At 74.2% G+C, this 24,560-nt stretch carries 21 protein-coding genes; 12 read left to right on the top strand and 9 right to left on the bottom strand.

Features of this window, described 5'->3' with window-relative positions:
* Positions 1-11: 11 nt before the first annotated feature.
* The 6 genes from mtrB (at position 12) to secA (ending at position 9,944) form a co-directional block, all read left to right on the top strand.
* Positions 12-1,790 (top strand): MtrAB system histidine kinase MtrB, encoded by a 1,779-nt coding sequence (mtrB, locus tag DS079_RS12530; RefSeq protein ID WP_126988207.1) that lies wholly within the window; start codon positions 12-14, stop codon positions 1,788-1,790.
* Positions 1,787-3,490, top strand: a complete 1,704-nt coding sequence (locus DS079_RS12525) for an LpqB family beta-propeller domain-containing protein (protein ID WP_126988205.1) — start codon at positions 1,787-1,789, stop codon at positions 3,488-3,490. The genes mtrB and DS079_RS12525 overlap by 4 nt, the downstream gene beginning before the upstream one ends.
* Before the next feature lie 149 nt (positions 3,491-3,639).
* A complete protein-coding gene (locus DS079_RS12520; protein WP_126988204.1) occupies positions 3,640-4,518 on the top strand; it encodes a phosphoribosyltransferase family protein in 879 nt (292 codons plus the stop codon).
* Positions 4,519-4,703: 185 nt separating this feature from the next.
* The gene (gene hpf, locus DS079_RS12515) at positions 4,704-5,372 is read left to right on the top strand and encodes a ribosome hibernation-promoting factor, HPF/YfiA family (protein ID WP_126988202.1); all 669 of its coding nucleotides are present in this window, start codon (positions 4,704-4,706) and stop codon (positions 5,370-5,372) included.
* Positions 5,373-5,529: 157 nt separating this feature from the next.
* Positions 5,530-6,783 carry a winged helix-turn-helix domain-containing protein gene (locus DS079_RS12510; protein ID WP_126988200.1) on the top strand — a complete coding sequence of 418 codons (1,254 nt, stop codon included), beginning with the start codon at positions 5,530-5,532 and terminating at the stop codon, positions 6,781-6,783.
* Positions 6,784-6,947: 164 nt separating this feature from the next.
* The gene (gene secA / locus DS079_RS12505) at positions 6,948-9,944 is read left to right on the top strand and encodes a preprotein translocase subunit SecA (RefSeq protein ID WP_126988198.1); all 2,997 of its coding nucleotides are present in this window, start codon (positions 6,948-6,950) and stop codon (positions 9,942-9,944) included.
* Between the two features lie 69 nt (positions 9,945-10,013).
* Here the strand turns inward: secA and DS079_RS12500 are convergent, their stop codons facing one another.
* Entirely contained in the window at positions 10,014-10,415 is a 402-nt protein-coding gene (locus DS079_RS12500) for an Rv3235 family protein (RefSeq protein WP_126988196.1), read from the bottom strand.
* A complete protein-coding gene (locus tag DS079_RS12495; RefSeq protein WP_126988194.1) occupies positions 10,412-11,545 on the bottom strand; it encodes a hypothetical protein in 1,134 nt (377 codons plus the stop codon). The genes DS079_RS12500 and DS079_RS12495 overlap by 4 nt, the downstream gene beginning before the upstream one ends.
* Before the next feature lie 340 nt (positions 11,546-11,885).
* Here DS079_RS12495 and DS079_RS12490 point away from each other — a divergent pair, with 340 nt between their 5' ends.
* Entirely contained in the window at positions 11,886-12,431 is a 546-nt protein-coding gene (locus tag DS079_RS12490) for a hypothetical protein (RefSeq protein ID WP_010549786.1), read from the top strand.
* Between the two features lie 113 nt (positions 12,432-12,544).
* Here DS079_RS12490 and DS079_RS12485 read toward each other — a convergent pair whose 3' ends face one another.
* Entirely contained in the window at positions 12,545-12,784 is a 240-nt protein-coding gene (locus tag DS079_RS12485) for a helix-turn-helix domain-containing protein (protein ID WP_010549785.1), read from the bottom strand.
* Positions 12,785-13,017: 233 nt separating this feature from the next.
* On the opposite strand from DS079_RS12485, the gene DS079_RS12480 reads away from it, so the two are divergent.
* The 3 genes from DS079_RS12480 to DS079_RS12470 are packed head-to-tail and all read left to right on the top strand — an operon-like array spanning position 13,018 to position 15,368.
* Positions 13,018-13,638: an SAF domain-containing protein gene (locus DS079_RS12480; RefSeq protein WP_224765239.1), complete on the top strand. Its 621-nt coding sequence runs from the start codon at positions 13,018-13,020 to the stop codon at positions 13,636-13,638.
* Positions 13,635-14,909, top strand: coding sequence for a CpaE/TadZ family protein (locus DS079_RS12475; RefSeq protein WP_126988192.1), 1,275 nt, complete (start codon positions 13,635-13,637; stop codon positions 14,907-14,909). The genes DS079_RS12480 and DS079_RS12475 overlap by 4 nt, the downstream gene beginning before the upstream one ends.
* A gap of 12 nt (positions 14,910-14,921) precedes the next feature.
* On the top strand, positions 14,922-15,368 hold the full coding sequence (locus tag DS079_RS12470) for a DUF6912 family protein (RefSeq protein WP_126988190.1): 447 nt from the start codon (positions 14,922-14,924) through the stop codon (positions 15,366-15,368).
* 10 nt (positions 15,369-15,378) lie between these two features.
* On the opposite strand, the gene DS079_RS12465 is transcribed toward DS079_RS12470, so the two are convergent.
* Positions 15,379-15,885, bottom strand: a complete 507-nt coding sequence (locus tag DS079_RS12465; protein ID WP_126988188.1) for a DUF2505 domain-containing protein — start codon at positions 15,883-15,885, stop codon at positions 15,379-15,381.
* 94 nt (positions 15,886-15,979) lie between these two features.
* On the opposite strand from DS079_RS12465, the gene DS079_RS12460 reads away from it, so the two are divergent.
* Positions 15,980-17,491 carry a sensor histidine kinase gene (locus DS079_RS12460; protein ID WP_062950093.1) on the top strand — a complete coding sequence of 504 codons (1,512 nt, stop codon included), beginning with the start codon at positions 15,980-15,982 and terminating at the stop codon, positions 17,489-17,491.
* A gap of 156 nt (positions 17,492-17,647) precedes the next feature.
* On the opposite strand, the gene DS079_RS12455 is transcribed toward DS079_RS12460, so the two are convergent.
* Complete coding sequence (locus tag DS079_RS12455; protein WP_010549779.1) at positions 17,648-17,896, bottom strand: WhiB family transcriptional regulator; 249 nt, start codon at positions 17,894-17,896, stop codon at positions 17,648-17,650.
* A 340-nt stretch (positions 17,897-18,236) separates the two neighbouring features.
* On the opposite strand from DS079_RS12455, the gene DS079_RS12450 reads away from it, so the two are divergent.
* Positions 18,237-18,656 (top strand): hypothetical protein, encoded by a 420-nt coding sequence (locus DS079_RS12450; protein ID WP_053917668.1) that lies wholly within the window; start codon positions 18,237-18,239, stop codon positions 18,654-18,656.
* 206 nt (positions 18,657-18,862) lie between these two features.
* Here DS079_RS12450 and DS079_RS12445 read toward each other — a convergent pair whose 3' ends face one another.
* The 4 genes from DS079_RS12445 to DS079_RS12430 form a co-directional block, all read right to left on the bottom strand.
* Entirely contained in the window at positions 18,863-21,391 is a 2,529-nt protein-coding gene (locus DS079_RS12445; protein ID WP_126988186.1) for an ABC transporter permease, read from the bottom strand.
* Positions 21,391-22,170: an ABC transporter ATP-binding protein gene (locus DS079_RS12440; RefSeq protein ID WP_126988184.1), complete on the bottom strand. Its 780-nt coding sequence runs from the start codon at positions 22,168-22,170 to the stop codon at positions 21,391-21,393. Before DS079_RS12440 ends, DS079_RS12445 begins: the two co-directional genes overlap by 1 nt.
* A 211-nt stretch (positions 22,171-22,381) precedes the next feature.
* Entirely contained in the window at positions 22,382-23,071 is a 690-nt protein-coding gene (locus DS079_RS12435) for a response regulator (protein ID WP_010549775.1), read from the bottom strand.
* Positions 23,068-24,522 (bottom strand): histidine kinase, encoded by a 1,455-nt coding sequence (locus tag DS079_RS12430; protein ID WP_126988181.1) that lies wholly within the window; start codon positions 24,520-24,522, stop codon positions 23,068-23,070. The genes DS079_RS12435 and DS079_RS12430 overlap by 4 nt, the downstream gene beginning before the upstream one ends.
* Positions 24,523-24,560: the final 38 nt, after the last annotated feature.

Below are 24,560 nucleotides of genomic sequence, written 5' to 3'. Positions count from 1 at the left end.
CCCGCGCCGCGGTGAGCGCTCCGGAGGGGGCCCGGCCCCCGGCGCTCCGGCGCGACCGTCTCCGGCAGTCCGCGGACCCGCGCAGCTGGTCCCTCGCGCTGCGGGTCGTGCTGGTGACCACTCTGCTGTCGACGCTGGCGCTGCTGGCCGTCGGCGCCTATCTCTCCACCGTCATCGCCGACGTGCTCTACGAGCAGCGCCGCGACCGGGTCCTCGAGGAGACGGTCGAGGTGCGCGACGAGCTGGGGGAGTCCCTCGCCCAGCTCTCCGGCGCGACCAGCACCCAGCAGCAGGACGCGGTCAGCGCGTTCGTGCAGTCCACGGGCGGGCAGGGCGGCGGGGACCGCCGCGAGGTCGCGCTCGTGCCCGTGGAGACGACGGGGACCGTCTTCCCGGTCGCCTCCTCCGACCGGACCCTCTTCGACGAGGTCGACGACGAGTTCGCGGCCGCCGTCGCCGCGCAGCCCGACGCCGTCTCCTGGCGCTCGATCGGGAGGGAGGACGAGACGGGGCGCACCGAGCCCGCGCTGCTCGTCGGCACCCGGGTGGTGGTGCCCGGCGCGGGCTCCTACGACCTGTACCTCATCTACTCCCTCCAGGAGGAGCAGGAGACCCTCGCCTTCGTCCAGCGGGTGATCCTCGGCGGAGGGCTCGTGCTGCTGAGCCTCATCCTCGGCATCGCGATCGCCATCGCGCGCATGGTCACGACCCCGCTCAAGCGCGCCGCGCACGCCGCCGAGCGGATGGCCGCCGGGGATCTCACCAGCCGTGTCGAGGTCGCGGGCGCCGACGAGCTCGCCCGGGTGGGGGAGTCCTTCAACGACATGGCCCGCAGCCTCGAGCAGAAGGTCGACGACCTCACCGAGCTCTCCCGGGTCCAGCAGCGCTTCGTCTCCGACGTCTCCCACGAGCTGCGCACCCCGCTGACCACGATCCGGATGGCCTCCTCGGTGCTGGACTCGCGCCGCCAGGAGCTGCCCGGGGAGCTGCAGCGCACCACCGAGCTGCTGGCCGCGCAGGTGCAGCGCTTCGAGGTGCTGCTGGCGGACCTGCTGGAGATCTCCCGCTTCGACGCGGGCGCGGCGCAGCTCGAGGCCCTGCGCGAGGACATGGATGCGCTGGTCATGCGTGCGGTCGAGGATGTGCGCCCGCTCGCTGGGGCACGTGGGTGCCTGCTGGACGTGCGCCTCGGCGAGGGAGCCTCCACCGCGGTCGTCGACGCGAGGAGGGTGGACCGGATCCTGCGGAACCTGCTCACCAACGCGATCGAGCACGGCGCGGGCAGCCCGGTGCTGGTCCAGACCGCGGGCGACGAGGACGCCGTCGCCGTGGTGGTGCAGGACTTCGGCCACGGCATCTCCCCGGAGGACGCCCGTCGTGTCTTCGACCGGTTCTGGCGCGCGGACCCCTCCCGCGCCCGCACCCTCGGCGGGACGGGGCTCGGCCTGTCGATCTCCGCCTCCGACGCGCACCTGCACGGCGGCTGGCTGCAGGCCTGGGGGCAGGAGGGCGAGGGCGCGGTCTTCCGGCTCACGCTCCCGCGCCGCCCCGGCACCGAGCTGTTCCGCTCCCCGCTGCGGCTGGAACGGCCCTTCGACCGCGCCCTCGCCGACGCCGCCGTCTCCCCGACGCCGACCGGCGAGATTCGCATCGGCCCCGATCTGCTGCCCGATCTCGACACGACCGACCTCGACCATCCCGCCGGCGAGGACGTCGCGGCCCGGCGCCCCGAGGGGGAGGGACCGGGCGAGGACGACCCGGCCGAGGAGAAGGACGCAGGAGCGCGATGAGACCTGACCGCCGCACCGTGCTGCACGCCCTCGGCGCCGCCGCCCTGCTGGGCCTCGGCGCGGGCTGCGCCCGCATCCCCGTCGACTCCGGGATCGACAGCCGCTCCCTGACCGGCAGCTCGCATCCCGGGGCGCCCTACGTGCGCGCCCTGCCTCCGGCCGACGGCGCGACCGCCCAGGAGGTCCTGGCGGGATTCGTCCAGGCCGGCGTCGGCTCCGAGGACGACTTCGCCGTCGCCCGCGCCTATCTCACCGAGGAGGCGAGCGCCGGCTGGGACCCCGAGGCCCGGATCACCATCTACTCCGGCAGCCAGGAGCTGCAGGTGCGCGAGGAGAGCGAGGGGCGCCTGGTGCTCGGCCTCCAGGCGGTCGCCGTGGTCGACGCCCGCGGAGTGCGCAGCGCGCTCGCCGGCCCCACCCCGCAGGAGCTCGCCGTCGCGGTGGAGGAGGTCGAGGACCAGTGGCGCCTGAGCGAGGTGCCCGACGGGATCTTCCTCTCCGAGGCGGCGTTCGAGACCCTCTACTCCCCGGCGCGCCTGTACTTCCTCGACGCCCGGGAACGGCATCTCGTGCCCGACCACCGCTGGCTGCCGCTGCGCCGCGGCGCCACGGCGGTGCTCGAGGGCCTCGCCGCAGGACCGGTGAGCTTCCTCGAGGGGGCCGTGGGCAGCCAGATCCCCCGCGGCTCCGGGATCACGGAGGCCGAGGTGGAGAGCGGGGCCGACGGCACCGCCCAGGTCGAGGTGCCGGGCGTGATCACCGGCCTGGCCGCGGAGCCGCGACGCCTGGCCCTGTCCCAGCTGGAGTCCTCGCTGCGCTCCTTGCGCAGCCTCTCCGTGGTGCGTCTCGTGCAGGACGGCAGGGAGCTGTCGCTCGAGGAGGACGGGCGGGTGGAGCGGGCCCTGCCGGGGCACCGGCCGATCGCCGCCGGGCCCACCGGCGTGATCTCCCTTGCCGATCCCGGCAGCGCGGACCCGCCGCCGCAGCTCGTCCCCGACCTCGCCGGACAGGAGATCGCCTCCCCGGCGATCGCCCCGGACGGCGGGCTCGCCGCCGCGAGCAGCCTCGACGGGGCGCAGGTGCTGATCGCCTCGACCGACGGCTCGGTCCCTCTGCGCGAGGCCGCGACGGGCACGGGCTTCGTCCCTCCCCGCATCGACGGCGCCGGATGGGTGTGGACCTCCGTCGGCTCGAGCGCGGGCGCGCTGCTGGCCCTGTCGGGCCGGGGCGCTGAGCACGACGCGAAGGTCGATGCGCCCTGGCTCGCCGGACGCGAGGTGCGCGCCCTGGACATCGCCGCCGACGACACGCGGATGCTGGTGCTCTCCGACGAGGCGGGCGAGGGGCGGCTCGAGCTGTGCGCGGTGGTGCGTGACGCCGAGGGCGTCCCCTCCGCCCTCACCGAGCCGATCCTGGTGCGCACCTTCTACGCCGACGTGCGCCAGGTCAGCTGGTACGACGAGGGCACCGTCGTGGTGCTCGGGACCGATCCCGGCACCGGCGAGCTGCGCGCCCAGCTGCAGGACCTCTCCGGCACCATCGAGCCGCTGCCCACCCCGCCGCCCGGCACCGTGCGCCTGACCGGCTCCGTGGTGGCCGAGACGGTCTGGGCCGCCGATGCGGAGGGGAACCTGCGCCGCACCGACGGGGAGGGCTGGCGCGGCGTCGAGGTGACCGGCCGCGATCCCGGCTTCTACTGACGCCGCCCGAGCTGCTGACATCACCTGAGCTGCTGACGCCGCCCGAGCCGCTCCGCGTACCGCCGTCGACCTCCCCTCCCCAGCGCCGCCCCGTCCACCGCTCGGCCCCGCCGCTCGTGCCGGGACGCTCCCGGTGCTGGGATCGGCCCATGCACAGCGGAGCGTCACGGCACGCCTCTCCTCGCACGCGGCCCGACCCGGGAGCCGGCCGGGGCGAGCGCGCGCTCGCCCTGCTCGCGGAGGTCGCCGCGCAGACCTGCTCCCTCGTCGCGCCGCGCAGCTGCCCCTGCGGCCGGGACGGCACCCGGCTCTGCCCGGACTGCGCGGCGCTGCTGCAGGCCTCGCCGGTGCGGGTCGACGCCTGCTGCGATGCGCTCCAGGTGCTCAGCGCCGCCCGGGTGCGGGAGCAGAGCCGGGACGGGCTGCTCCTGCCCGCGGGCGTGGACCACAGCCCGCTCCTGCCCGTGCTCGCGCTCGGCGAGTACGGGGGAGACCTGCAGCGGCTCGTGCTCGCCTGGAAGAACGGCGGGATGCTGCACCTGTGCGGGGCGCTGGCCGCAGGACTCGCCCCCGCGGTGCGGCGGCTGGCCGAGGGATCGGGCGTCGCCGAGCCCCTCCTCGTCCCGGTGCCCTCCCGCCCGGCGGCCCGGCTGCGCCGCGGGGAGGACCACACCGCCGAGCTCGTGCGGGCGCTCGAACGGGAGGGCGCCGGGCGCGCCCTCCTCCTGCGTGCCGCCCCGACCACCGCGCAGGAAGGACGCGGTGCCCGGGCCAGGAGGCTGCGACGGATCCGCCTGGACCCCGCGCAGGCGCGGCGCGCCCGCGCCCTGGACGCCCCGGTGATCGTCGTCGACGACGTCGTCACGACCGGCGCGACGCTGCGCGGCATGCACGAGGCGCTCGACGCGGAGGGGATCGAGGTGCTCGGCGCGGCCGTGATCGCCTCCGCACGGGTGCCCGGGGTCGTCGCGTCCGCGGGACCGGGCGAAGCGCCCCCGGGGCCGGGCGAAGCGGACGAACCCGGCTGAACAGCACGCGCACGGACGGGAACCTCGGGACGGATGGCCAGGAAACGCTGAGGGAAACGTGGCATGCTTGGTGTTCCTCGCCACACATGGGCGAGCAGTCCTCGATCAGGAGGTGCGCACCCCGACCAAGAGCCATCGCGGCCGGGCTCCGAGCGGCCGCACCCGGACAGGAGGAGAAACCACTCATGGAGATCAATGTCGTCGGACGTCACATGGACGTCCCGGATCGTTTCCGCCGTCATCTCACCGAGAAGCTCGACAAGGTCACCCAGTTCGCTCCCGCGGCGCTCCGCGTCGACGTGGAGGTCTCGCAGGAGAAGAACCCCCGTCAGGCCGAGCTCAGCGACCGGGTCGAGCTCACCGTGCACGAGAACGGCGCGGTGATCCGCTCCGAGGCCCGTGCCGACGACCTCTACGGCGCGCTCGACATCGCCTACGGCAAGCTCCTCGAACGACTCCGTCGCGCCCGTGACCGGCGCAAGGACCATCGCCGCGGACGCGACCGCGCCCACCAGGGGACCGGCGCGAGCCTGCGCACCATGCCCGCGGACCAGGAGATGCCCGAGTCGCTGCGACCGGCCGACGAACCGGCCGCCGAGAGCACCGAGGCCCCCGAGCCCGGCGAGACCCGCGAGGCCGACCTGGCCGAGGCCGGCAGCCCCGTGATCATCCGCGAGAAGAAGCACACCGCCAAGCCCATGAGCGTCGACGACGCGCTCTACCACATGGAGCTCGTCGGCCACGACTTCTTCCTGTTCGTCGACGCCGAGTCCGGCAACCCCAAGGTGGTCTACCGCCGCAAGGGCTGGAGCTACGGCGTGATCGAGCTCGACGAGGAGCCGAAGGCGTCCTGATCCGGGACCAGCTCCAGAGGGCGGGAGGGCATCGCGAGATGTCCTCCCGCCCGTCCGTCCGCCCGGGACACCACCCGCCGCCCTCGGGGCGATGCGGGGGCCGGCGGGTGCAGCGCGGCCGAGGACCGCATCGGGGGCACGGGGGACGGAGCGCGCCGTGGCCGATGCGCTGAGCTGGAGCGCGGCCCGCCGCATCGCGCTGCGCGCCCAGGGGATGGGCGGCACGCGCCGGACGACGATGCCGCAGGCCGCCGCGAGCCGGCGCGCCCTCGTCCGCACCCTCGAGCGCACCCACCTGCTGCAGATCGACTCCGTGAGCGTCTTCGCCCGCGCCCACCACCTGCCCGTCTTCACCCGCACCGGGATCTGGGACCCCGCCGCCCTCGACCGCGCCTCCCGGCCCGGACGCTCCCGCCTGGTCCGCGAGACCCTCGCCCACGAGGCCGCGTTCACGACCGAGGAGGTCCACACCCTGCTGGACTTCCGCCGCCGCGCCACCTCCGAGCGCGACTGGGATGTGATCCGCGAGATCGCCACCACCTCCCCGCACCTGTTCCCCCAGGTCCGAGAGGCGCTCGCCGAGATCGGCCCCGCGAGCGCGGCCGCCCTCTCCCGCCACCTCGGCGACACCGAACGGGGCGAGGGCTGGGGATGGCGACGCACCCGCAGCCAGTGGGCCGTGGAGTACCTCTTCCGCAGCGGGGAGCTGGACTGCGTCGGCCGCAACTCCCAGTTCGAACGGCTCTACACGCCGGTGCCCCCGCGCGAGGAGCCGCCCGTCCCCGAGGCGGAGGCGGTCGCCCGCCTGACGGCTCTCGCCACGCGCTCGCTGGGGATCTCCGACCCGGGCGCGATCGCCGACTACTTCCGCCTCCGGATCGGCCAGGTGCGGCCCGCCATCGACGAGCTGCTCGCACGCGGCGAGCTGACCGAGGTCGAGGTCGCCCATCCCGCAGGAGCTCGCACCATGCTCCTCCACCGCGACGCGCCCGGCCCGAGCCCGCTGCGCACGACCGCCCTGGTCAGCCCCTTCGATCCGATCGTCTTCCACCGGCCGCGGCTCGAGCAGCTCTTCGACGTCGAGTACCGCATCGGCATCTACACCCCCGCCCCGCAGCGCACCACCGGCTACTACTCCCTGCTCCTCCTGCTCGGGGACGTGATCCCGGCGCGCACCGACCTGCGCGCGGACCGCGAGCGCGGGGTGCTGGAGGTGCGCGGCGTCTACGCCGAACCGCTCCCGCACCTGCCCGCCCGGCAGCGGCCGGGCACGGACCGCGTCGTCGCCGCGCTCGCCGAGGAGCTGGACCGGGCCGCGCGCTGGCAGGGCCTCGAGGCCGTCGAGGTGCGCACCGGGGAGGGGACGGGGGAGCTCTCCCGACCTCTCGCCGCCGTGATCGCGGCGAGCTGAACCCGCCGCGCGGGGCGGTGCAGGTCCCGCGCCGCGGGCCGCCCGGCCCCGCCCGGGTGCGTGAGGAGACCCGCAGGTGCTCTCCTCCACGGGCGACGACGCTTACGATGGGTCGGGCATCAGTCGTCCATGGGGACGTCCCCACCATCCACGGGAGCACACGAGTGGCCAACCTCTTCGACAAGATCCTGCGCGCCGGCGAAGGCCGGGAGGTCCGCAGGCTCGAATCCATCGCGAAGCGCGTGGGCGAGGCGGAGGACGTCTTCTCGGAGCTCAGCGATGACGAGCTGCGCGCCGAGACCGACCACTTCAAGCAGCGCCTCGAGGACGGCGAGACCCTCGACGACATCCAGGTCGAGGCGTTCGCGGCCGTGCGCGAGGCCGCGCACCGCACCCTCGGCCAGCGCCCCTACGACGTGCAGATCATGGGCGGCGCCGCCCTGCACCGCGGCCGCATCGCCGAGATGAAGACCGGTGAGGGCAAGACCCTCGTCGCGACCCTCCCCGCCTACCTCAACGCGCTAGCCGGCAAGGGCGTGCACGTGGTGACGGTCAACGACTACCTCGCCGGCTACCAGAGCGACCTGATGGGCCGCGTCTTCCGCACCCTGGGCCTGACCACGGGCGTGATCAAGTCCGGGATGACCCCGGCGGAGCGCCGCGAGCAGTACGCCGCCGACATCACCTACGGCACGAACAACGAGTTCGGCTTCGACTACCTGCGCGACAACATGACCCTCTCGCCGGAGGAGCGGGTCCAGCGCGGCCACTTCTTCGCGATCGTCGACGAGGTCGACTCGATCCTCATCGACGAGGCCCGCACCCCGCTGATCATCTCCGGCCCCGGCTCCGGGGACGCGAACAAGTGGTTCAGCGAGTTCGCGAAGGTCGTCACCCACCTGCGCCGCGACCGCGACTACGAGGTCGACGAGAAGAAGCGCACCGTCGGCGTGCTCGAGTCGGGGATCGACGAGGTCGAGGACCACCTCGGCATCGACAACCTCTACGAGTCGCTGAACACCCCGCTGATCGGCTTCCTGAACAACGCCATCAAGGCCAAGGAGCTGTTCAAGCGCGACAAGGACTACGTGGTCCTCAACGGCGAGGTGATGATCGTCGACGAGCACACCGGGCGCATCCTCGCCGGCCGCCGCTACAACGAGGGCATGCACCAGGCCATCGAGGCGAAGGAGGGGGTGAAGATCAAGGCGGAGAACCAGACCCTCGCCACGATCACCCTCCAGAACTACTTCAAGCTCTACGAGAAGCTCTCGGGCATGACCGGCACGGCCGAGACCGAGGCCGCCGAGTTCATGAACACCTACAAGCTCGGCGTGGTCCCGATCCCCACGCACCGCCCGATGCAGCGCGTGGACCAGGCCGACCGCATCTACCGCACCGAGAAGGCGAAGTTCGACGCGGTCGTCGAGGACATCGTCGAGCGGCACGAGAAGGGCCAGCCCGTCCTCGTGGGCACCACCAGCGTGGAGAAGTCCGAGTACCTCTCGAAGCTGCTGACCGCCCAGGGCGTCGCCCACGAGGTGCTCAACGCCAAGAACCACGCCGGCGAGGCGGCGATCGTCGCGATGGCCGGTGCCAAGGGCGCGGTCACGGTCGCGACCAACATGGCCGGCCGCGGCACCGACATCATGCTCGGCGGCAACGTCGAGTTCATGGCGCATGCCGAGCTCGAGAAGCGCGGCCTGGACGCCGAGGAGGACCCGGAGGCCTACGAGGCCGCCTGGGACGAGGAGATCGAGCGCGCGAAGCAGGCCGTGGCCGAGCAGCACGACGAGGTCGTCGAGCTCGGCGGGCTGTACGTGCTGGGCACCGAGCGGCACGAGTCGCGCCGCATCGACAACCAGCTGCGCGGCCGCTCCGGCCGACAGGGCGACCCGGGGGAGTCCCGCTTCTACCTCTCGCTCCAGGACGACCTGATGCGCCTGTTCAACTCGGGCGTCGCCGAGTCGCTGCTCGCCCGCGGCGGCGTGGACGAGTCGATCCCGCTGACGGGGCGGATGGTCTCCGGTGCGATCCAGCGCGCGCAGAACTCGATCGAGTCCCGCAACGCCGAGATCCGCAAGAACGTCCTGAAGTACGACGACGTCCTGACCAAGCAGCGCCGGAAGTTCTACGAGGAGCGTGCGCGCATCCTCGAGGGCGAGGAGCTCGATGCGCACATCGAGCGCTTCATCGAGGAGGTCATCGGCGGCACCGTCGACGCGCACACCGCCGGGAAGCCCGGCGAGGACGTCGACCTCGAGGAGCTGTGGGGCGCGCTGCGCCCGGCCTATCCCGTCTCCCTCACCCCGCAGGACGTCATCGACGAGGTGGGCGGCAAGGAGAACCTCGAGGCGAGCGAGCTCAAGCAGGAGATCCTCGCCGATGCGAAGGTCGCCTACGAGAAGCGCGAGGAGGAGCTCGGCGAGGAGGGGCTGCACCAGCTCCAGCGCCGTGTGCTGCTGTCGGTGATGGACCGTCGCTGGCGCGAGCACCTCTACGAGATGGACTACCTCAAGGAGGGCATCGGACTGCGCGCCATGGCCCAGCGCGACCCGCTCATCGAGTACGAGCGCGAGGGCCACCTCATGTTCAACGACATGATGGCCGGGGTGAAGGAGGACGTGGTCGGCTACGTCTACAACCTCGAGGTCCAGGTCGAGAAGGCCAAGCCCGTCGTCCCCCAGGCCGTCTCGGACCTGCTGCGCCGGACCGGCGCCAAGGCTGCGGCCGCCGTCGAGGCCGGTGCCGGCGCGAAGGCCGGGGCGGAGCCTGCGACGACGGCGACGGGGGAGAAGGACGCGGACGCCGAGGCGACCGCCTCCGAGCACGCCGGCTCCGAGGCCACCGGCTCCGAGGCCACCGGCTCCGCCGAGGTGGAGGACACGGAGGCCGAGGACCAGCTGAAGGCGGAGAGCTCCGTGGTGCTGCGCGCCAAGGGGCTCGACGACGGGCCGAACGAGCGCCAGCTGCGCTACAGCTCCGCCGAGGGCAGCGACGTCCAGGATTCCGGCACGCTCACCCGCGCTCAGCGCCGTCGCCGTGCGCGCGGCGATGACGGGACCGCTGCGAACACCGTCTCGGACAAGCCCGAGGGCGCTCCGCAGGGCGACGGCCTGAACCGGGCGCAGCGCCGCTCGGGCCGCCGCCGCAAGGGCTGATCGCGCCGACGTCGTACGGAAGAGCCCCGGGCCACGCGGCCCGGGGCTCTTCTCCTCCGATCTCGGGTCTCAGCCGATCTCGAGGACGGTCACCCTCCATCCGGAGTGCCGCAGCTCCCAGCGCATGGCGAGGAAGCGGGCACGGTCCGGCTCGCGCAGCACGCAGCTGGCCTCGACCGTGCGCTCGTTGACCACGCAGGTGCGCACGCCCGTGACCTGCAGCTGCCGGGGCGGGGCGTATCCCGTCGAGGCCCGCAGACGCCGGGTCAGCGCCGCCCGACGCGACAGGACCTGCGCGATCTCGGGCGTGACCAGCCGCGACAGCGCGTTCGTCGGCCGCATGTCCCGGATGATCTCGACGGCCCGGCGCGCCACCGGTGCGACCATCTGCTCCACGATCAGAGGATCCTCGGGTGCCCGGGAGGCCGCCCGGAGGGCGGCGTCGACGGGGCGCTGACCGGTGGTGCTCATGACCGGGCCTCCTCGTCGAGGGAGGCCGGCACGGTGAGCACCTGGCCGGGGATCAGCAGATCGGGATCCTCGCCGATCACGTCACGGTTCTGCTCGTGCAGCAGGGGCCAGGCCTCCGCCAGCAGCGTAGGATCCTCCGGCCCGGGGCCGAGCGCGTCGTCCGTCAGCGACCACAGCGTGTCGCCCTTCTGGACGACCACGGTCCTCGGCGGGGGTGCGTCGGCGTCGCCCCCTGCATCGCCCGCGGCCTCGTCGTCGCCCGCGGACGGATGAGTGCTCCCGGTCGCCGACGGGGTCGAGCCCGCGGCGGGCGGCTCGTCGGGGGAGTCCTGCGCCGGGTCCACCGGGGTGTCCGATGCCTCCGAGCCGTCCGGGGTACCTGCCCCGTCGGGGGTCTCGGAGCTGTCCGGGGACGCCTCGTCGGCGGGGCTCTCGGAGCGCGGCGACTCCTGCGCCCCCTTTCGCGCTTCGGTCCGCTCGGCTCCCGTCTCCTGCGGCGTGCCCTCGTCGGAGGACCGCGCGGGCGCGGTCGTCGGCGACCCGTCGCCCTCCCCGTCGGGGGCGGGGCTCGTCCCCGGCTCCTCGGCAGCCGGTGCGGGATCTCCGCCCCAGCCGAGGGAGGGGAGGGGCTCTCCGGCACCGGACTGCTGAGGCTCCTCGGGCTCCGGCGTGGCAGGCTCGTCACCGGGGAGCTCCTGCGAGGTCTGGGACGTGGCCGGGGCGCTCTCCTCGAGCTGGAGCTGTTCGCTGGCCAGCGCCGGACCGAGCACCAGCCCGGTGGCGGCGGTGGCGACCGCGGCGCCCATGCTGACTCGGCGGGCGAGGCGCGGGGCCAGCACCCGCAGGGCCGGCAGCAGCATCCGGCCCGTCCGCCCCGCGGGGCCGGCCAGGAGGATCGCGGCGGCGAGCCCCCAGATCAGCGCGAGGTACAGGCACAGCAGCGCCCCCGCGCCGGCCAGGCCCACGAGCACCCAGCCGATCAGCTGCTCCTCGCCGTGAGCGCTGCCCGCGGTGCTCCCGAGCATCCTCGCCGCCTGGGTCATCGCGACCGCACCTCCGGCGGCGGCGACGGCGCCCAGCGTCGAGGCCCCCGCTCCCTGTGCTGCCTGCTCCCGTCCCCGGTCCCCCATGGCCTTCCCCTCGTCTCATGCTCCGCGGCGTCGGTCTCCCCGCTCGCCGTTCATCCCGATGGTGTCGTTTGATGCAGTTTGGTGCGACTGGATCGCATATGAGGAAAGGTAGCCCGATGTGATGCAGGCCGCAACTGTTCGAGGTGGCGCTGTTGATCCGGGCCGGCTGTGGAGGGGAGGTCGCCCCTCGCGGAGGACGCGCCCCGGTCCCGGTGGAACGGTCCCGGTCCCGGCGGGCTGGTCCGCGTCCCCGCCCGGAAGCGTCCCCGCCCGGACGCGTGCTCGTCCCCGATGTGCCGTCCGGGCCCGGCCGTCGCCCGGCGCGCCCTACAGTGGGCGCATGCGCTTCGAGAGGATCTTCGAGGACCTCGAGGGACGGTTCGAGCACCACGAGCAGGAGGAGCTGCGGGCCGTCTCCGAGGACCTCGCGCGTGCCGAGCGCGCCCAGCTGACCCTGGCCGACCGGCTCCGCGGTGCGGGCCGGCGCGAGCTCACCCTGCACGTCGGATCGGGGCTGCGCCTGGCGGGGGCCGTGGAGGAGGTCGGCGCCGAGTGGGTCTCGCTGCGCGAGACCCGCACTGCTCAGCGCGCCGTCGTGCCGCTCGCCGCGATCGGCATCGTGGAGGGCCTCTCCTCGCGGGCCCGGCCGGCGGAGGAGTCGCTGCGCTCGCCGCTGCGGCTGGGGTCGGTGCTGCGCGAGATCGCACGGGACCGCAGCGTCGTGCGCCTGGAGACGACCGCGGGCACCGTGCTCGGCAGGATCGCCGGTGTCGGCGCGGATGCGCTGGACGTGCTGTCGCTGCCGACGGGGGAGTCCAGCAGCGTGCCCGGCTCTGCCCGGCTCACGGTGACCATGTCCTCCCTGCTCGCGGTGCTGCCGCGCTGAGGGGAACCGGTGCGGCGCCGGCCAGGGCGGACGGGTGCGGCACGGGGGAGCCCCGGCGGCCGGGGAACGTGCTGAGCCGGCTCAGGAGCGGTCGTCGGCGGTCGCCGGGACGGTCAGGAGCGGCCCCCGGACGCGTCGCGCTCGAGTGCGCGCTCCTCCTCGAGCAGCGCCTCCGTCCGCCGGTAGCTCCGCTCGATGTAGGACTCGAGCTCGGTGACCTCGACCCGCCACTGGCCTCGGCCGCCCACCTTGATCGCGCGCAGCTCGCCGGAGCGTACGAGGGCGTACGCCTGCGAGGCCGAGATCGACAGCGTCTCCGCGACATCGGAGAGCGGGACGAAGCGTGGCGGCATCGACGATCCTTCCGGTCCGGGACGAGCAGGTCGACCCAGTCTCTCATCCCCGAGCCGACAGGCGGCGGGAGCTGTGGACGAACGCGCCGGGCAGGTTTTCCACAGTCGGGGCGGACCGCCCCCATCGAGGCCCCTACTGCCGTAATCTCCCGGGAGGCGCGCCGCGAGCGTGCCGAGAACCAGGGGACGGACGAGGGGGACGGGGGACAGCTGTGGGGGCCACTGCACCGGTGATGAGGCTGCGCGCGCCGAGATGGAAGGATCCTCGGCTGATCGTCGGGATCGTGCTCGTGCTGGCGAGCGTGCTGATGGGGGCGCTGCTCGTCTCCCGGCTCTCCGCCACGACGTCCGTGCTCGTGGCGCGCGGTCCGATCGTGCCGGGCGATCCGCTGGAGAGCGCCGACCTCGCCACCGTCGAGCTCCGGCTCGGCGACCACCGCGAGCAGTACGTCGGGACCCTCGAGGCGATCCCCGAGGGCGCGGTCGCCACGCAGACCGTCCAGGCGGGGGAGCTGGTCCCCGTCTCCGCGGTGGGGCAGAGCCAGGACGTGCCGCTGCGACCCGTGGTGATCCCGGTGGAGGCGACGGTCGCCGAGTCCGTGGTGCCGGGCTCCTCCGTCGAGCTGTGGCACACCTCGCCGTCGGTCGACGACGGCGGCACCGGCGAGGCCGAGCTGCTCGTGCCCGACGCCGTGGTGCGCCGCATCGACGAGGGGAGCTCGCTGGGCATGCGCTCGATGTCGGTGGAGGTCCTCGTGCCGGCCGACGACCTCGCCGCGGTGCTCGAGGTCCTCTCCCAGGACGAGCGCCTCGATGTGATCGGGGTGCCCGGCGCCCACGGGGTCACGCCGTGATCGACATCGTCCTGTGCGCCTCGGGCAGCGACGAGGTCCGCATCGTCCACGACCTCGCGATGGACCGCTCCCGCCCCGCGCGCGTCGTGCGCCGCTGCGCGGATCTCACCGAGACCCTCGCGGTCGTCTCCGCGGGCATAGGGGACGTGGTCCTCGTGGACCTCTCCGTGCGAGGGCTCAGCCGCGACGCCGTCGCGACGATGCTCCGGGGCGCCGCGGTGATCGGGCTGCGCTCCCGCGAGGAGTCCGAGGCCACCACCGTGGGCCTGCGCGACGTGCTGAGCTCCGACGCCCCGATCGACGAGATCCTCGCCACGGTCACCGCCGCGGTCTCCGGCGGGGAGGAGCAGGACGACTGGGTGCAGGAGGCGGCCGCAGAGCCGGCGCAGGAGGCGGGACGCCTGGTCGCCGTGTGGGGGCCGACCGGCGCCCCGGGGCGCTCGACCATCGCGGCGAACCTCGCCGCGGAGACCGCCCTGGCCGGGCACGGCACGGTGCTCGTGGACGCCGACACCTACGGCCCCTCCCTGAGCCAGCTCCTTGGCGTGCTCGACGAGGCCCCCGGACTGGTCGCCGCCGCCCGCGCCCACGACCGCGACACCCTCACCGAGGAGACCCTCGACGCGCTCCTGCCCGTCGTGCAGCCCCACCTGCGCCTGCTCTCCGGCATCGGCGTGCCCGGCCGGTGGGCGGAGCTGCGGCGCGGGGCGATGGACGGGGTGTGGAACGCGCTGCGCCGACGCGGCGAGACCGTCATCGCCGACATCGGCCCCGTGCTGGAGGAGGACGAGGAGCTCAGCTACGACACCGCCGCGCCGCAGCGGAACTCCGCCGCGCTCAGCACGCTCGAGGCCGCCGACGCCGTGATCGCCGTGGTCGGCGCCGATCCCGTGAGCATCACGCGGCTGCTGCGGGACCACGGCCGCCTCGAGGAGCTCGGCGTGCAGGAGCTGCACGTGATCGTCAACCGGGTCGGTGCGCCGGTCCCCGGCGACCGGCTGCGCGACCTGATCGCCTCCCGCATGCAGGTCGACTCCCTGCACCTGCTGCCCGACGACCCCGTCGCGTGCCGCACTGCAGTGTGGGACGGCGCGCTGCTCAGCGAGGCCGCGCCCCGCTCGCCCCTGCGCCGCGGGCTGCGCGACATCGCCGCCTCGATGCTCGTCCCCGCCGCCGAGGAGGACGGAGCCGGCGGAGAGCCGGAGGCGGGAGCATCCCCGGCACCGGCGCGCGGATGGAGGGAGCGCGTGCTCGAGCGTGCCCGCCGGTGAGAGGATGACGGCATGAGGATCTACCTGCCGCTGACCGCACCGGATCGCGCCTCCCTCGAGCTCGCGAGCACCCGCCTCGAGCTCCCTGCGGGACGTGCGGCCTGGGCCGTCACCGCGTCGGCCGAGCGGGACTTCCCCGGCGAGGATCTCGAGGACCTCGAGTACGAGGCGCTGCAGGACGCCGTCCACGTCGCCTACGGCGCCGGATCCTCGACGCAGCGCGCGATGGTGATCGCCCTGGACGTGCCGGATGCGGCGATCGGCGACGCCGACGACGGCGGTGCCTTCGGCGTCCTCCTGGGCACCTCCGCCTCCGCGCGGATCGCGAGCTTCCACGTCACCGAGCTCGACGCCGCCGCGGCCGAGGCCGACGACACCGACCCCGCCCTGCTGTGGTTCGACGTCGCCGAGGCGCGCGAGGCCCTCGCCTATCTCGACGGGGCCGAGGCCGCCGGCTGAACGCCCTGCCTCAGGCGCCCGAGCGGTCCCGGTAGGCCGCGGCGGAGCGCTCCTCGGCCCGCAGCACCGTGGACACGTACGGCACGGCGGCCTTCTCGATCTTCGACCCCAGCAGCGGAACCTTCGCCACCAGGTCCCCGTCGATCTCGACGTCGCTGCGCGCCTGGTCCAGGGCCGCGAGGCGCAGCGTCCCCGTCAGGCCGGCAGGGGTCCCCACCACGTCCAGGCGCATCGTGCCGGTGCGCGAGCCGTCGGGCTCGGGACCGGACCAGGACTGGACCTCCTTCACCGTCACGGCGGCGCCCACGAAGGGGCGGACGATGTCCGGGACCCGGTCCGTGGGCAGCACCAGCTCGGTCGTGACCGTGAACGACCCGGCGGGATCGCCCTCGACGTGCGAGGTCGCCTCGTTCGCACCGAGCGTCTCCCGACGGATCGCCGCGTACTCGGGATCGGCGTACATCGCGGCGGCCGAACGGGCTGGAAGGGGCAGGTGCAGGGTCTCGCGCAGCTTCATCGGGGTCCTTCCCTCGGGAGATGTCCGCGTCAGCCTAGAGCAGGCCGGGCGGGCGATTCGCGCTCACACCCGGGCCGACGCATATCCTGGCCCCATGCCGAGCCTGTCCAAGTTCCTCGCCGACAACCGTGCCCTCACCGAGAAGGAGGCGGACTGGCTCCAGCACCTCGTCGGGGACTGGAACCTCCTGTCCGATCTGCTGCGCTCCGACCTCGTGCTGTGGCTGGCGGAGGACGACGGCCCGCTCGCCGTCGCGCACTGCCGCCCGGCGACCGGATCGACCGTCTACTACGAGGATCCCGTCGGGACCGTGCGCACCGTCGGGGTCGACGGCGCGGAGGATGCCGAGGGCGCCGAGATCGCCCGGCTGCTGGCCGGGGGCGAGCCCTCCGAGGAGCCGACCCGGATCGAGCGCGAGGGCCGCAGCGCCACCGGCGTGATGGTCCCGGTCCGCAAGAACGGCCGCACCCTGGCCGTCCTCGCCGCCGAGGCGCCCGAGTCCGACAACGACCCGAGCGACAACGAGACCCATCAGCGCCGGCTCGGCGCGCGCCTGCTGACGATGCTCCAGCACGGGGCGTTCCCCATCGAGGGAGCCCCGATCCCGCCCCGCCGCGGCGCGCCCCGCGTGGGCGACGGGGTCGTCGAGCTCGACGAGGCGGGAGTGGTGCAGTGGACCTCCCCGAACGCCCGCTCCGCCTTCCACCGCTTCGGGATCGCCGGCGACATGACCGGGACCACCCTCGCGGAGCTGTCCACCGAGGTGCTGCAGTCCCGCAGCCCCGTGGACGAGTCGCTGCCGCTGGTGCTGATGGGGCGGGCGGCCTGGCGCTCGGACATGCAGGCCCGGGGAGGCACCCTGTCCCTGCGGGCCGTGCCGCTGACCGATGCCGGAAAGCGCACCGGCGCCGTGATCCTGGTGCGCGACGTGACCGAGCTGCGGCGCCGGGAGCGGGAGCTGATCACCAAGGACGCGACGATCCGCGAGGTCCACCACCGGGTGAAGAACAACCTCCAGACCGTCGCGGCGCTGCTGCGGATGCAATCGCGGCGGATGAAGACCGACGAGGCGAGGGAGGCGCTCGCCGAGGCCATGCGGCGCGTCTCCACGATCGCGCTCGTGCACGAATCGCTGCTGCAGGGCTCGGAGGAGGCGGTCCACTTCGACGAGGTGATCGACCGGTGCCTGCGCCTCGCCGTCGACGCAGCGAGCGCGACCGTGCACCGGGCGGGCAGCCCGCGCCTGACCGACGGGCAGGTCGAGGTGCGCACCGAGAAGATCGGACGGGTCGGCACGATCCGCGCCGAGGAGGCGACGCCGCTCGCCCTGGTGGTGACCGAGCTGGCGACCAACGCGGTCGAGCACGGGCTCTCCGAGACCGGCGGGACGCTCACGATCCGCAGCGAGCGGACGGGCTCCCATCTCGTGATCTGCATCGAGGACGACGGCAACGGCATGGGAGCGGCGAAGCCGACCGGTCTCGGCACGAACATCGCCCTCACGCTGGTGCAGGGGCAGCTCGGCGGCACGCTCACCTGGGAGGACCGAGGCGAGGGCGGGACCCGCGCGATCGTGGACGTCTACCTCGACCCGCTCACGATCTGAGGGGGAGGTACGGAGCCCCGGGGTGCTCGGCGAGGGTCCCGGGGGAGGCCGACGGCACTGCCGCGGCGGTGGCCCGCGGCGCAGCCCCGGGAGCGGCTCGCGGCACGGCCCCGGGGGCGGCCTGCGACGCTGAGGAGGCGCGCCGCAGGCGAGGGGTCAGCTGGCGCGGCGGGCGCGCGCGTTGCGGCGCTTGAGGGAGCGGCGCTCGTCCTCGGACAGGCCGCCCCAGACGCCCGAGTCCTGACCGGACTCGAGGGCGAACTTGAGGCACGCCGTCATGACGTCGCACTTCTGGCACACCGCCTTCGCCTCCTGGATCTGCGTGATCGCCGGTCCGGTGTTCCCGATCGGGAAGAACAGCTCGGGATCATGGTTGAGGCACTCGGCACGGTGGCGCCAGTCCATCGTCACTCTCTCTTTCCAGGACGTCGCGCCCTGCCCCCGCAGGGGCGAGGCGCGGCGAGGGTCGCTCCCTGTGGGGCGTTCTCGGGTTCTGCGGCTGTCGACGCTCGGCCTGGTGCGCTGTGCACCGGAGGGCCTCGGCGGGACGAGCCGTTCTCCATTCTCTGCGGCCTCTGACGACCTCGACAAGAGCCTGGACCGCCGGGCCTGGTGGCACTTCCCACACCGTCGCGAGAAGTCGCGATCGGGAGGTGATGCCGGGCACGAAGCCGTTGCCACCAGGCCCTCGAGATGTCACGGGCGCTCGAGATCGCACAGGGGCCGCGGCGGATACAGTGCCCCCATGCCCACCGCGCCCGACAGCACCCGTCCCGCCGACGCCGAGGACCCCGGTCCGCGCACCCGCCCGCGGGCCGCGCTGCTGCTCGGCGTCGAGACGCTCGTGCTGGCGGCCGCGGCGACCTTCTGCTTCGTGGCGGCCTCCGGCGGCGGGATGACCGCCCGGCTCGGGGTGGGGCTGGGGATCTTCCTGTTGCTGTTCGCCGCGGGCACCGCCCTCGCCGCCCGCTCGGTGCTGGCCAAGGGCCGGTTCGGGATCGGCTTCGGGATCACCTGGCAGATGTTCCAGGCCCTGGTGGGGGCCAGCATGATCAGCTCCGGCATGGTCTGGCAGGGCGCGATCGCGCTGGTCCTCGCGATCGCGACCTTCGTGGTCCTCGCCCGGCTGGTGCGCTCCACGCCGCTGCCCTCGCGCCTGGACTGAGCCCCGCCGGGCCGCTCCCGCTCCGCCGCTCCTCGTCCGGGGCGCGCGGGCCCGTCCGGGGAGCAGCCGACTCGTACCCGTCGAGCGCGCTGTGCGGGCGGATCCGCCTCCGACAGCGGTCGGGGCCCGTCGGACGGCGGTCGTCCGACGGGCCCCGCGGCGGTGGGCGCGTGTCCGCGCCGTCGGCCGTGTGTGCCCTCAGCGCCTCATTCCGCGGAGGCGAGGGCGGCGGCCGGGGCGGTGCGCGCGGCGGCGCGGCCCGGCAGGACCGAGGCCAGCGCCCCGGCGGCGAGGGCCAGCACCAGCACGATCACGAGACGGTCCCAGGGGATCGTGATCGAGACCGGATAGGTCGAGCCCAGCAGTGCGATGATCCCGAGCACGCCGTAGAGGGAGCCGATCAGCAGCCCCAGCACGGCGCCGACCGCGGCGAGCAGCACGCCCTCCCAGCCGAGCATCGCCCGCATCTGCCGGCGCGTCGTGCCCAGGGCGCGCAGCAGCGCGTTCTCCCCGGTGCGCTCGATCACGCCGAGGCTGAGCGTGTTGGCGACCCCGACCAGGGCGACGACCACGGCGACCGCGAGCAGCGCCACGGTGATGCCCAGCAGCACATCGAGGATCTGCGCGTAGGACTCGCGCTCGGCGCCGCCGGGATCGCTGCTCGCCCCTTCGAAGCCCTCGGAGGCGGAGAGCTCGTCGACCGAGGAGATCAGCTCGAACACGTCGATTCCCTCGCGCTCGGCGGTGCCGGGATCGGCGAAGTCCGCGAGCACGACCGGGGTGGTCCCCTCCCCGAGGAGCTGCTCGAGCGTCGCCGGGGTCACCAGCGACATCTGCAGGTTCGCGTCCACCTGGACGCGCAGGTCGTGGCTCTGTCCGTCGGCCCCCTCGAGGGAGAGGACCTGACCGTCGTGGACCCCGAAGCGCTCGGCCCGCTCCTGCCCGAGCAGCACGGTGCCGTCGGCGAGCTCGTCCGCCATCTCGGGACGGTGGGAGATCTCGCGCACCGTCTCCGGGGTCGCGGAGTACAGGGTCATCGGCTCCCCGGCGCCGACCTCGACGTCCCCGCGCTCGCCGGCGTGGGCCGCATCCATGCCCTCGATCGCGGCGACCTGCTCGGCGGCGTCCTCGGGCATCGCCTCCGCGGAGAGGACCAGGTCGATCGGCCGACGGGAGTCGAGCTCCGAGGTCAGGGTCGCCTCCGCGGTGCGGGCGCCGACGGTCATCATCGTCATGAGCGTGGTGCCGATCAGGAGGGCCGCGATCGTCGCCGCGCTGCGGCGCGGGTTGCGGGCCACGTTCGCCCCGGCGATCCGGGCAGGCAGCCCGCCCAGCAGCGCCCCGAGACGGGCGGCGAGGGCCGCGAGGGGCCGGGTGAGCGTGACGAGCACGAGCATCACGCCGGTGAAGCTCAGCACGCCGCCGCCGATCGCCGCGAGGATGCCGAGGGCGGCGACCCCGTTCAGGGCCAGCGCGGTCCCGCCGACGAGCGCGGCCACGCCGAGCACCACGGCGACCAGGCCCAGCACGCCGCGCACCCCGAGCCCGCGGGTGACGGCGGGCGGCTGCGGGCGCAGCGCCTGCAGCGGCGCGACACGGGTGGCGGAGCGCATCGGGGCGAGGCTCGCGAGCACGGTGATCGCGACGCCCGCCAGCAGCGGCAGCAGCACCGACCACAGGCTCACCGGCACCGGGGCGACGCCGTTCAGCCAGCCGAGCCCGGCGGCGCCCGCGAGCGCGGCCTGGACCAGCAGGTGCCCGGCGACCACGCCGGCCGCCGCGCCGAGCAGCCCGACCAGCAGCGACTCGCGCAGCACCACGGAGCGGACCTGGGCGCGGGTCGCGCCGAGGGTGCGCAGCAGTGCGAGGGAGCGGGTGCGCTGCGCGAGCGTGACCGCGAAGGTGTTCGCGATGACGACGGCGCTGGTGAACAGGGCGATCACCACGAACACGCCGAGGATCATCCCGAGCGCTCCGAAGCCCTGCATGAAGGAACCGGCAGCCTCCTCCTCGGCCTCCTCGACGCCGCGCATGGTGATGCCCTCGGCGGCGGAGGCCGAGGCGGCCTCGGCCACCGCGGCGGGGTCCTCGCCGTCGGGGACCGTGGCGAGCCAGATGTCGGTGGTCGTCCCGGCGGTCGGCCCGAGCAGGGCGACGGCGTTGACGTCCTGGAGCATCAGTCGCGGGGTGCCGCCGAAGACGGCGCCGGCGGGATCGGCGGCGATGCCGGAGACGGTGAGCGTCCGCTCCGTCTCCTGCGCGGGGTCCTCGCCCGTGGCCGGGCCGGAGCCCTCCACGGTGATCGGGTCGCCCACCCCCACCTCGAGGGCGTCGGCGGCGGAGCGGGAGAGCACGATCTCGGACTCGGTGCCGGCGGCGGAGCCCTCCTCGAGCGCGCCCTCCTGCCCGGGCGGGAGCATCGTGGCCTCGAAGAAGCCATCGCCGCTGGTCGAGCTCGCCTCGAGGTAGCTGCGGGGCGCGGGCCACACGGCCTCGGCGCCCTCGACCTCGGGGGCCGGAAGCGGCTCCTCGGAGGCCCAGTCCTCGTCGGACAGCTCGCGCTGGATCTCCAGGTCCGCGCCCTCGTAGATCTGAGAGGCCTGGGAGCGCAGGGAGGCCTGCATCAGGTTCCCCGCCAGCACCATGATCGCGACGAAGGCGCAGGACAGGGCGATGGTGACGACCGCCGCGAGGTGGCGGCGCACCGGGGTCAGCTTCACGGTGGAGCGGGCCATCAGCGCTGCTCCTGCCCCTGAGGCGCGGTGCGCGGGGTGCGGATCCCGCGCAGGTCCTCGTCGGAGGCGATCCGCCCGTCGGCGAGGGTGAGGATCCGGTCGGCGCGCTCGGCGGCGTCGCGCTCGTGGGTGACCATCACGACGGTCTGGCCGAACTCGTCCACCGAGAGGCGCAGGAAGTCCAGCACCTCCTCGGTGGTGCGGGAGTCGAGGTTGCCGGTCGGCTCGTCGGCGAAGACCACGGCCGGGGAGGTGACCAGCGCGCGGGAGATCGCCACGCGCTGGATCTGTCCGCCGGAGAGCTGGGAGGGCAGGTGGTCGAGCCGGTCCGCGATGCCGAAGGCGGAGGTGAGGGTGTCGAACCAGGCGCGGTCCACGCGGGTCCCGGCCAGCTCGAGGGGGAGCAGGATGTTCTCCTCCGCGGTCAGCATCGGCAGCAGGTTGAACGACTGGAACACGAAGCCGATCCGCTCGCGGCGCAGGCGGGTCAGGGCGTCGTCGCGCAGCGAGGTGATCTCGGTGCCCTCGAGCTCGATCGAGCCGGAGCTGACCTCGTCGAGGCCCGCGAGCACATGCAGCAGCGTCGACTTGCCCGAGCCGGAGGGGCCCATGATCGCGGTGAAGGCGCCGCGGGCGATGTCGAGGTCCACGGCGTCCAGCGCCGTGACGGTGCCGGCGCCGCTGCCATAGGTGCGGGTCACGGCGCGGGCGCGCAGCGCGACGGGGTCACCGGAGCTGTCGGCGGAGGGCGGGGGAGCGGCCTGGGCGGCGGTGGTCATCGGGAAGTCCTTCGCGACGGGGTCATGATGTCGACCCCGATGCTTCCCGAGCGCGGGCCCCGCGGTCGTCAGCCCCCGGTCGCGGCCTCGCGGACCGGGGGAGACCGAGGGAGGGGAGGCCGTCATACCCAGGGATGACGCGGCCGCGACCGCCGGCCGTGCGGCGCGCGAGGGAGGGCACCGCGAGCCGGGGCCCGGCGGTGCCTGCGGCTCACTGCTCGCCGGGGGTGACCAGCCCGGTCTCGAAGGCGATGATCACGGCCTGGACCCGGTCGCGGGCACCGAGCTTTGCGAGGACCCGCCCCACATGGGTCTTCACCGTCGCCTCGGCGACGAACAGCTGCGCGCCGATCTCGCGGTTCGAGCGGCCCCGCCCCATCAGGGTGAGCACCTCGCGCTCGCGCTCGGTGAGCTCCGCGAGCACGGAGGTGTCCTGCTCGGCGGGCTCGGGGGTGGAGACCACCCGCTCGAGGAGCCGTCGGGTCGCCGACGGGGCGATCACCGCATCGCCGCGGTGGACCGTGCGGATCGCGCCGAGGAGGTCCTCGGGCTGGGCGTCCTTGAGCAGGAAGCCGCTGGCCCCGGCGCGGATCGCGGCGACCACGTACTCGTCGAGGTCGAAGGTGGTCAGCACGATGATCTTCGGGGCCCGCTCGACGGGCAGCCGCTCCAGCAGGGTCGAGGTCGCCTCGATCCCGTCCATCCTCGGCATCCGCACGTCCATCAGCACCACGTCGACGCTGCGAGCGGACAGCTCGCGCACGGCCTCGGCGCCGTCGGTCGCCTGCAGCACGACCTCCATGTCGTCCTGGGAGTCGATGACCATGGCGAAGCCGGTGCGCACCAGCGGCTGGTCGTCGACCAGGGCGACGCGCAGGGGACGATCGGCGGTCTCGGTCATGGGGTCTCTCCTCGAGGATCTGTCACGGCGTGGTCGGGGGCGGTGCCCGGGGCGGGCGTCGTGCCGGACGCCTGGGTCGGGTAGGGGGAGCGGAGGAGGCCGGACGGGGTCTCCGGGGCGCTCGCGGGGGTCGCGTACGGGGAGGCGGGCGTCGCAGTGGTGTCCGTGCCGTGGCCGGCGGGCAGCGGCACGGTCGCCCGCACACGGTAGCCGCGGGAGGGCTGCGGTCCGGCCTGCAGCGTCCCGCCGAGCACGCTCATCCGCTCCCGCATCCCGGTCAGGCCGTGGCCGAGTCCGTCGGAGGTCGGATCGGTGCCCTGGCCGTCGTCGACGACCTCGATGACGAGGCCCTCGGCGCCTCGGACCAGGCGCACGGAGGCGCTCGCGCCGGGCCCGGCGTGCTTGAGCACGTTGGTCAGCGCCTCCTGCACCAGGCGGAACACGGACATGCCGACCGACGAGGGGAGCTGGTCGAGGGAGCCCTCGGACTCGAGGTCGACCTCGAGGCCCGCGGCGCGGACGCGCTCGAGCAGCTCGGGCAGCTGCTCGGGGCCGGGCTGGGGGCCGAAGCTGGTCTCGTCCTCCTGGCGCAGCACGCCCAGCAGGGAGCGCATGTCCGCGAGCGCGGCGCGGCCGGTCTCTCCGATCGTGCCGAGCACCTCCACGGCCTTCTCCGGCTTCTGGGAGGCGACGAAGCGCCCGCCGTCGGCCTGCGCGATGATCACCGAGAGGGAGTGCGCGACGACGTCGTGCATCTCGCGGGCGATGCGGGCGCGCTCGTCGGCGACGGCGAGCGCGGTGCGCTGCTCCCGCTCGCGCACCGCCTGCTCGGCCCGGTCGCGGGTCAGGGCGAGCTGGCGCACGCGGGCCCGCTGCAGGTTGGCGAGGGCCCAGATCGCGATGATCGTGATCGTGCCGATGATGCCCAGGCCCACGAAGGTGATCGCCCCCTGGCCGAGGCCGCCGTACTCGCCGAACGCCGTGACGACCCCGAACCAGGTCGCCTGGACGAACACCCCGAGCATCCCGGCGGCCACGCCGATCAGGTGCACGGCCGTGCTGCCGTAGGCCACGGCGCAGAACATCGCGTAGAAGGTCATCACGTCGCCCGCGACGACGGGGATGCCGACCAGCACGTGGGAGACGGCGAGCACGCCGATCACGATCACGCCCAGCAGGGGGCGGGTCCGGCAGACCGCCCCCGCGAGCACCATCGGGACCGAGACCAGCATCCACCAGCCCGCACCCCCGGCGCCGACGCCGAACAGCAGCATGAGCGCAGCGGCCGTGCCGAAGCCGATGAGGTCGACGGTGCCGGGGTTCTCGATGATCCATCGGAACGGGTCGCGCAGGCCGCCGCGCGCACCGGAGCTCGCCGCGGGGCCCGCAGCGACCGCCCGGTGGGCGGGCGCGGGCTCCGGGGACGGGACGGAGGGAGACGGACCGGTCATGTCCACGAGCGTACGGGCGGGGCGGTGCCGCGGCGTCA

The sequence above is a fragment of the Brachybacterium paraconglomeratum genome (assembly GCF_003994255.1).
In the GTDB taxonomy this organism is placed as follows: domain Bacteria; phylum Actinomycetota; class Actinomycetes; order Actinomycetales; family Dermabacteraceae; genus Brachybacterium; species Brachybacterium conglomeratum.
Note: the sequence above shows the minus strand (reverse complement) of the source record. Positions and strands in the feature narration are given on the sequence as shown.

Bases quoted from the DNA above. Each gene is read 5' to 3' on its own strand.
- DS079_RS12460 (WP_062950093.1), top strand. From the start codon at position 15,980: ATGCCGAGCCTGTCCAAGTTCCTCGCCGACAACCGTGCCCTCACCGAG.
- DS079_RS12485 (WP_010549785.1), bottom strand. From the start codon at position 12,784: ATGCCGCCACGCTTCGTCCCGCTCTCCGATGTCGCGGAGACGCTGTCG.
- DS079_RS12445 (WP_126988186.1), bottom strand. From the start codon at position 21,391: ATGGCCCGCTCCACCGTGAAGCTGACCCCGGTGCGCCGCCACCTCGCG.
- DS079_RS12520 (WP_126988204.1), top strand. From the start codon at position 3,640: ATGCACAGCGGAGCGTCACGGCACGCCTCTCCTCGCACGCGGCCCGAC.
- DS079_RS12525 (WP_126988205.1), top strand. From the start codon at position 1,787: ATGAGACCTGACCGCCGCACCGTGCTGCACGCCCTCGGCGCCGCCGCC.
- DS079_RS12465 (WP_126988188.1), bottom strand. From the start codon at position 15,885: ATGAAGCTGCGCGAGACCCTGCACCTGCCCCTTCCAGCCCGTTCGGCC.
- DS079_RS12480 (WP_224765239.1), top strand. From the start codon at position 13,018: ATGAGGCTGCGCGCGCCGAGATGGAAGGATCCTCGGCTGATCGTCGGG.
- DS079_RS12500 (WP_126988196.1), bottom strand. From the start codon at position 10,415: ATGAGCACCACCGGTCAGCGCCCCGTCGACGCCGCCCTCCGGGCGGCC.
- DS079_RS12455 (WP_010549779.1), bottom strand. From the start codon at position 17,896: ATGGACTGGCGCCACCGTGCCGAGTGCCTCAACCATGATCCCGAGCTG.
- DS079_RS12490 (WP_010549786.1), top strand. From the start codon at position 11,886: ATGCGCTTCGAGAGGATCTTCGAGGACCTCGAGGGACGGTTCGAGCAC.
- DS079_RS12450 (WP_053917668.1), top strand. From the start codon at position 18,237: ATGCCCACCGCGCCCGACAGCACCCGTCCCGCCGACGCCGAGGACCCC.
- DS079_RS12495 (WP_126988194.1), bottom strand. From the start codon at position 11,545: ATGGGGGACCGGGGACGGGAGCAGGCAGCACAGGGAGCGGGGGCCTCG.
- hpf (WP_126988202.1), top strand. From the start codon at position 4,704: ATGGAGATCAATGTCGTCGGACGTCACATGGACGTCCCGGATCGTTTC.
- DS079_RS12430 (WP_126988181.1), bottom strand. From the start codon at position 24,522: ATGACCGGTCCGTCTCCCTCCGTCCCGTCCCCGGAGCCCGCGCCCGCC.
- DS079_RS12470 (WP_126988190.1), top strand. From the start codon at position 14,922: ATGAGGATCTACCTGCCGCTGACCGCACCGGATCGCGCCTCCCTCGAG.
- DS079_RS12440 (WP_126988184.1), bottom strand. From the start codon at position 22,170: ATGACCACCGCCGCCCAGGCCGCTCCCCCGCCCTCCGCCGACAGCTCC.
- DS079_RS12435 (WP_010549775.1), bottom strand. From the start codon at position 23,071: ATGACCGAGACCGCCGATCGTCCCCTGCGCGTCGCCCTGGTCGACGAC.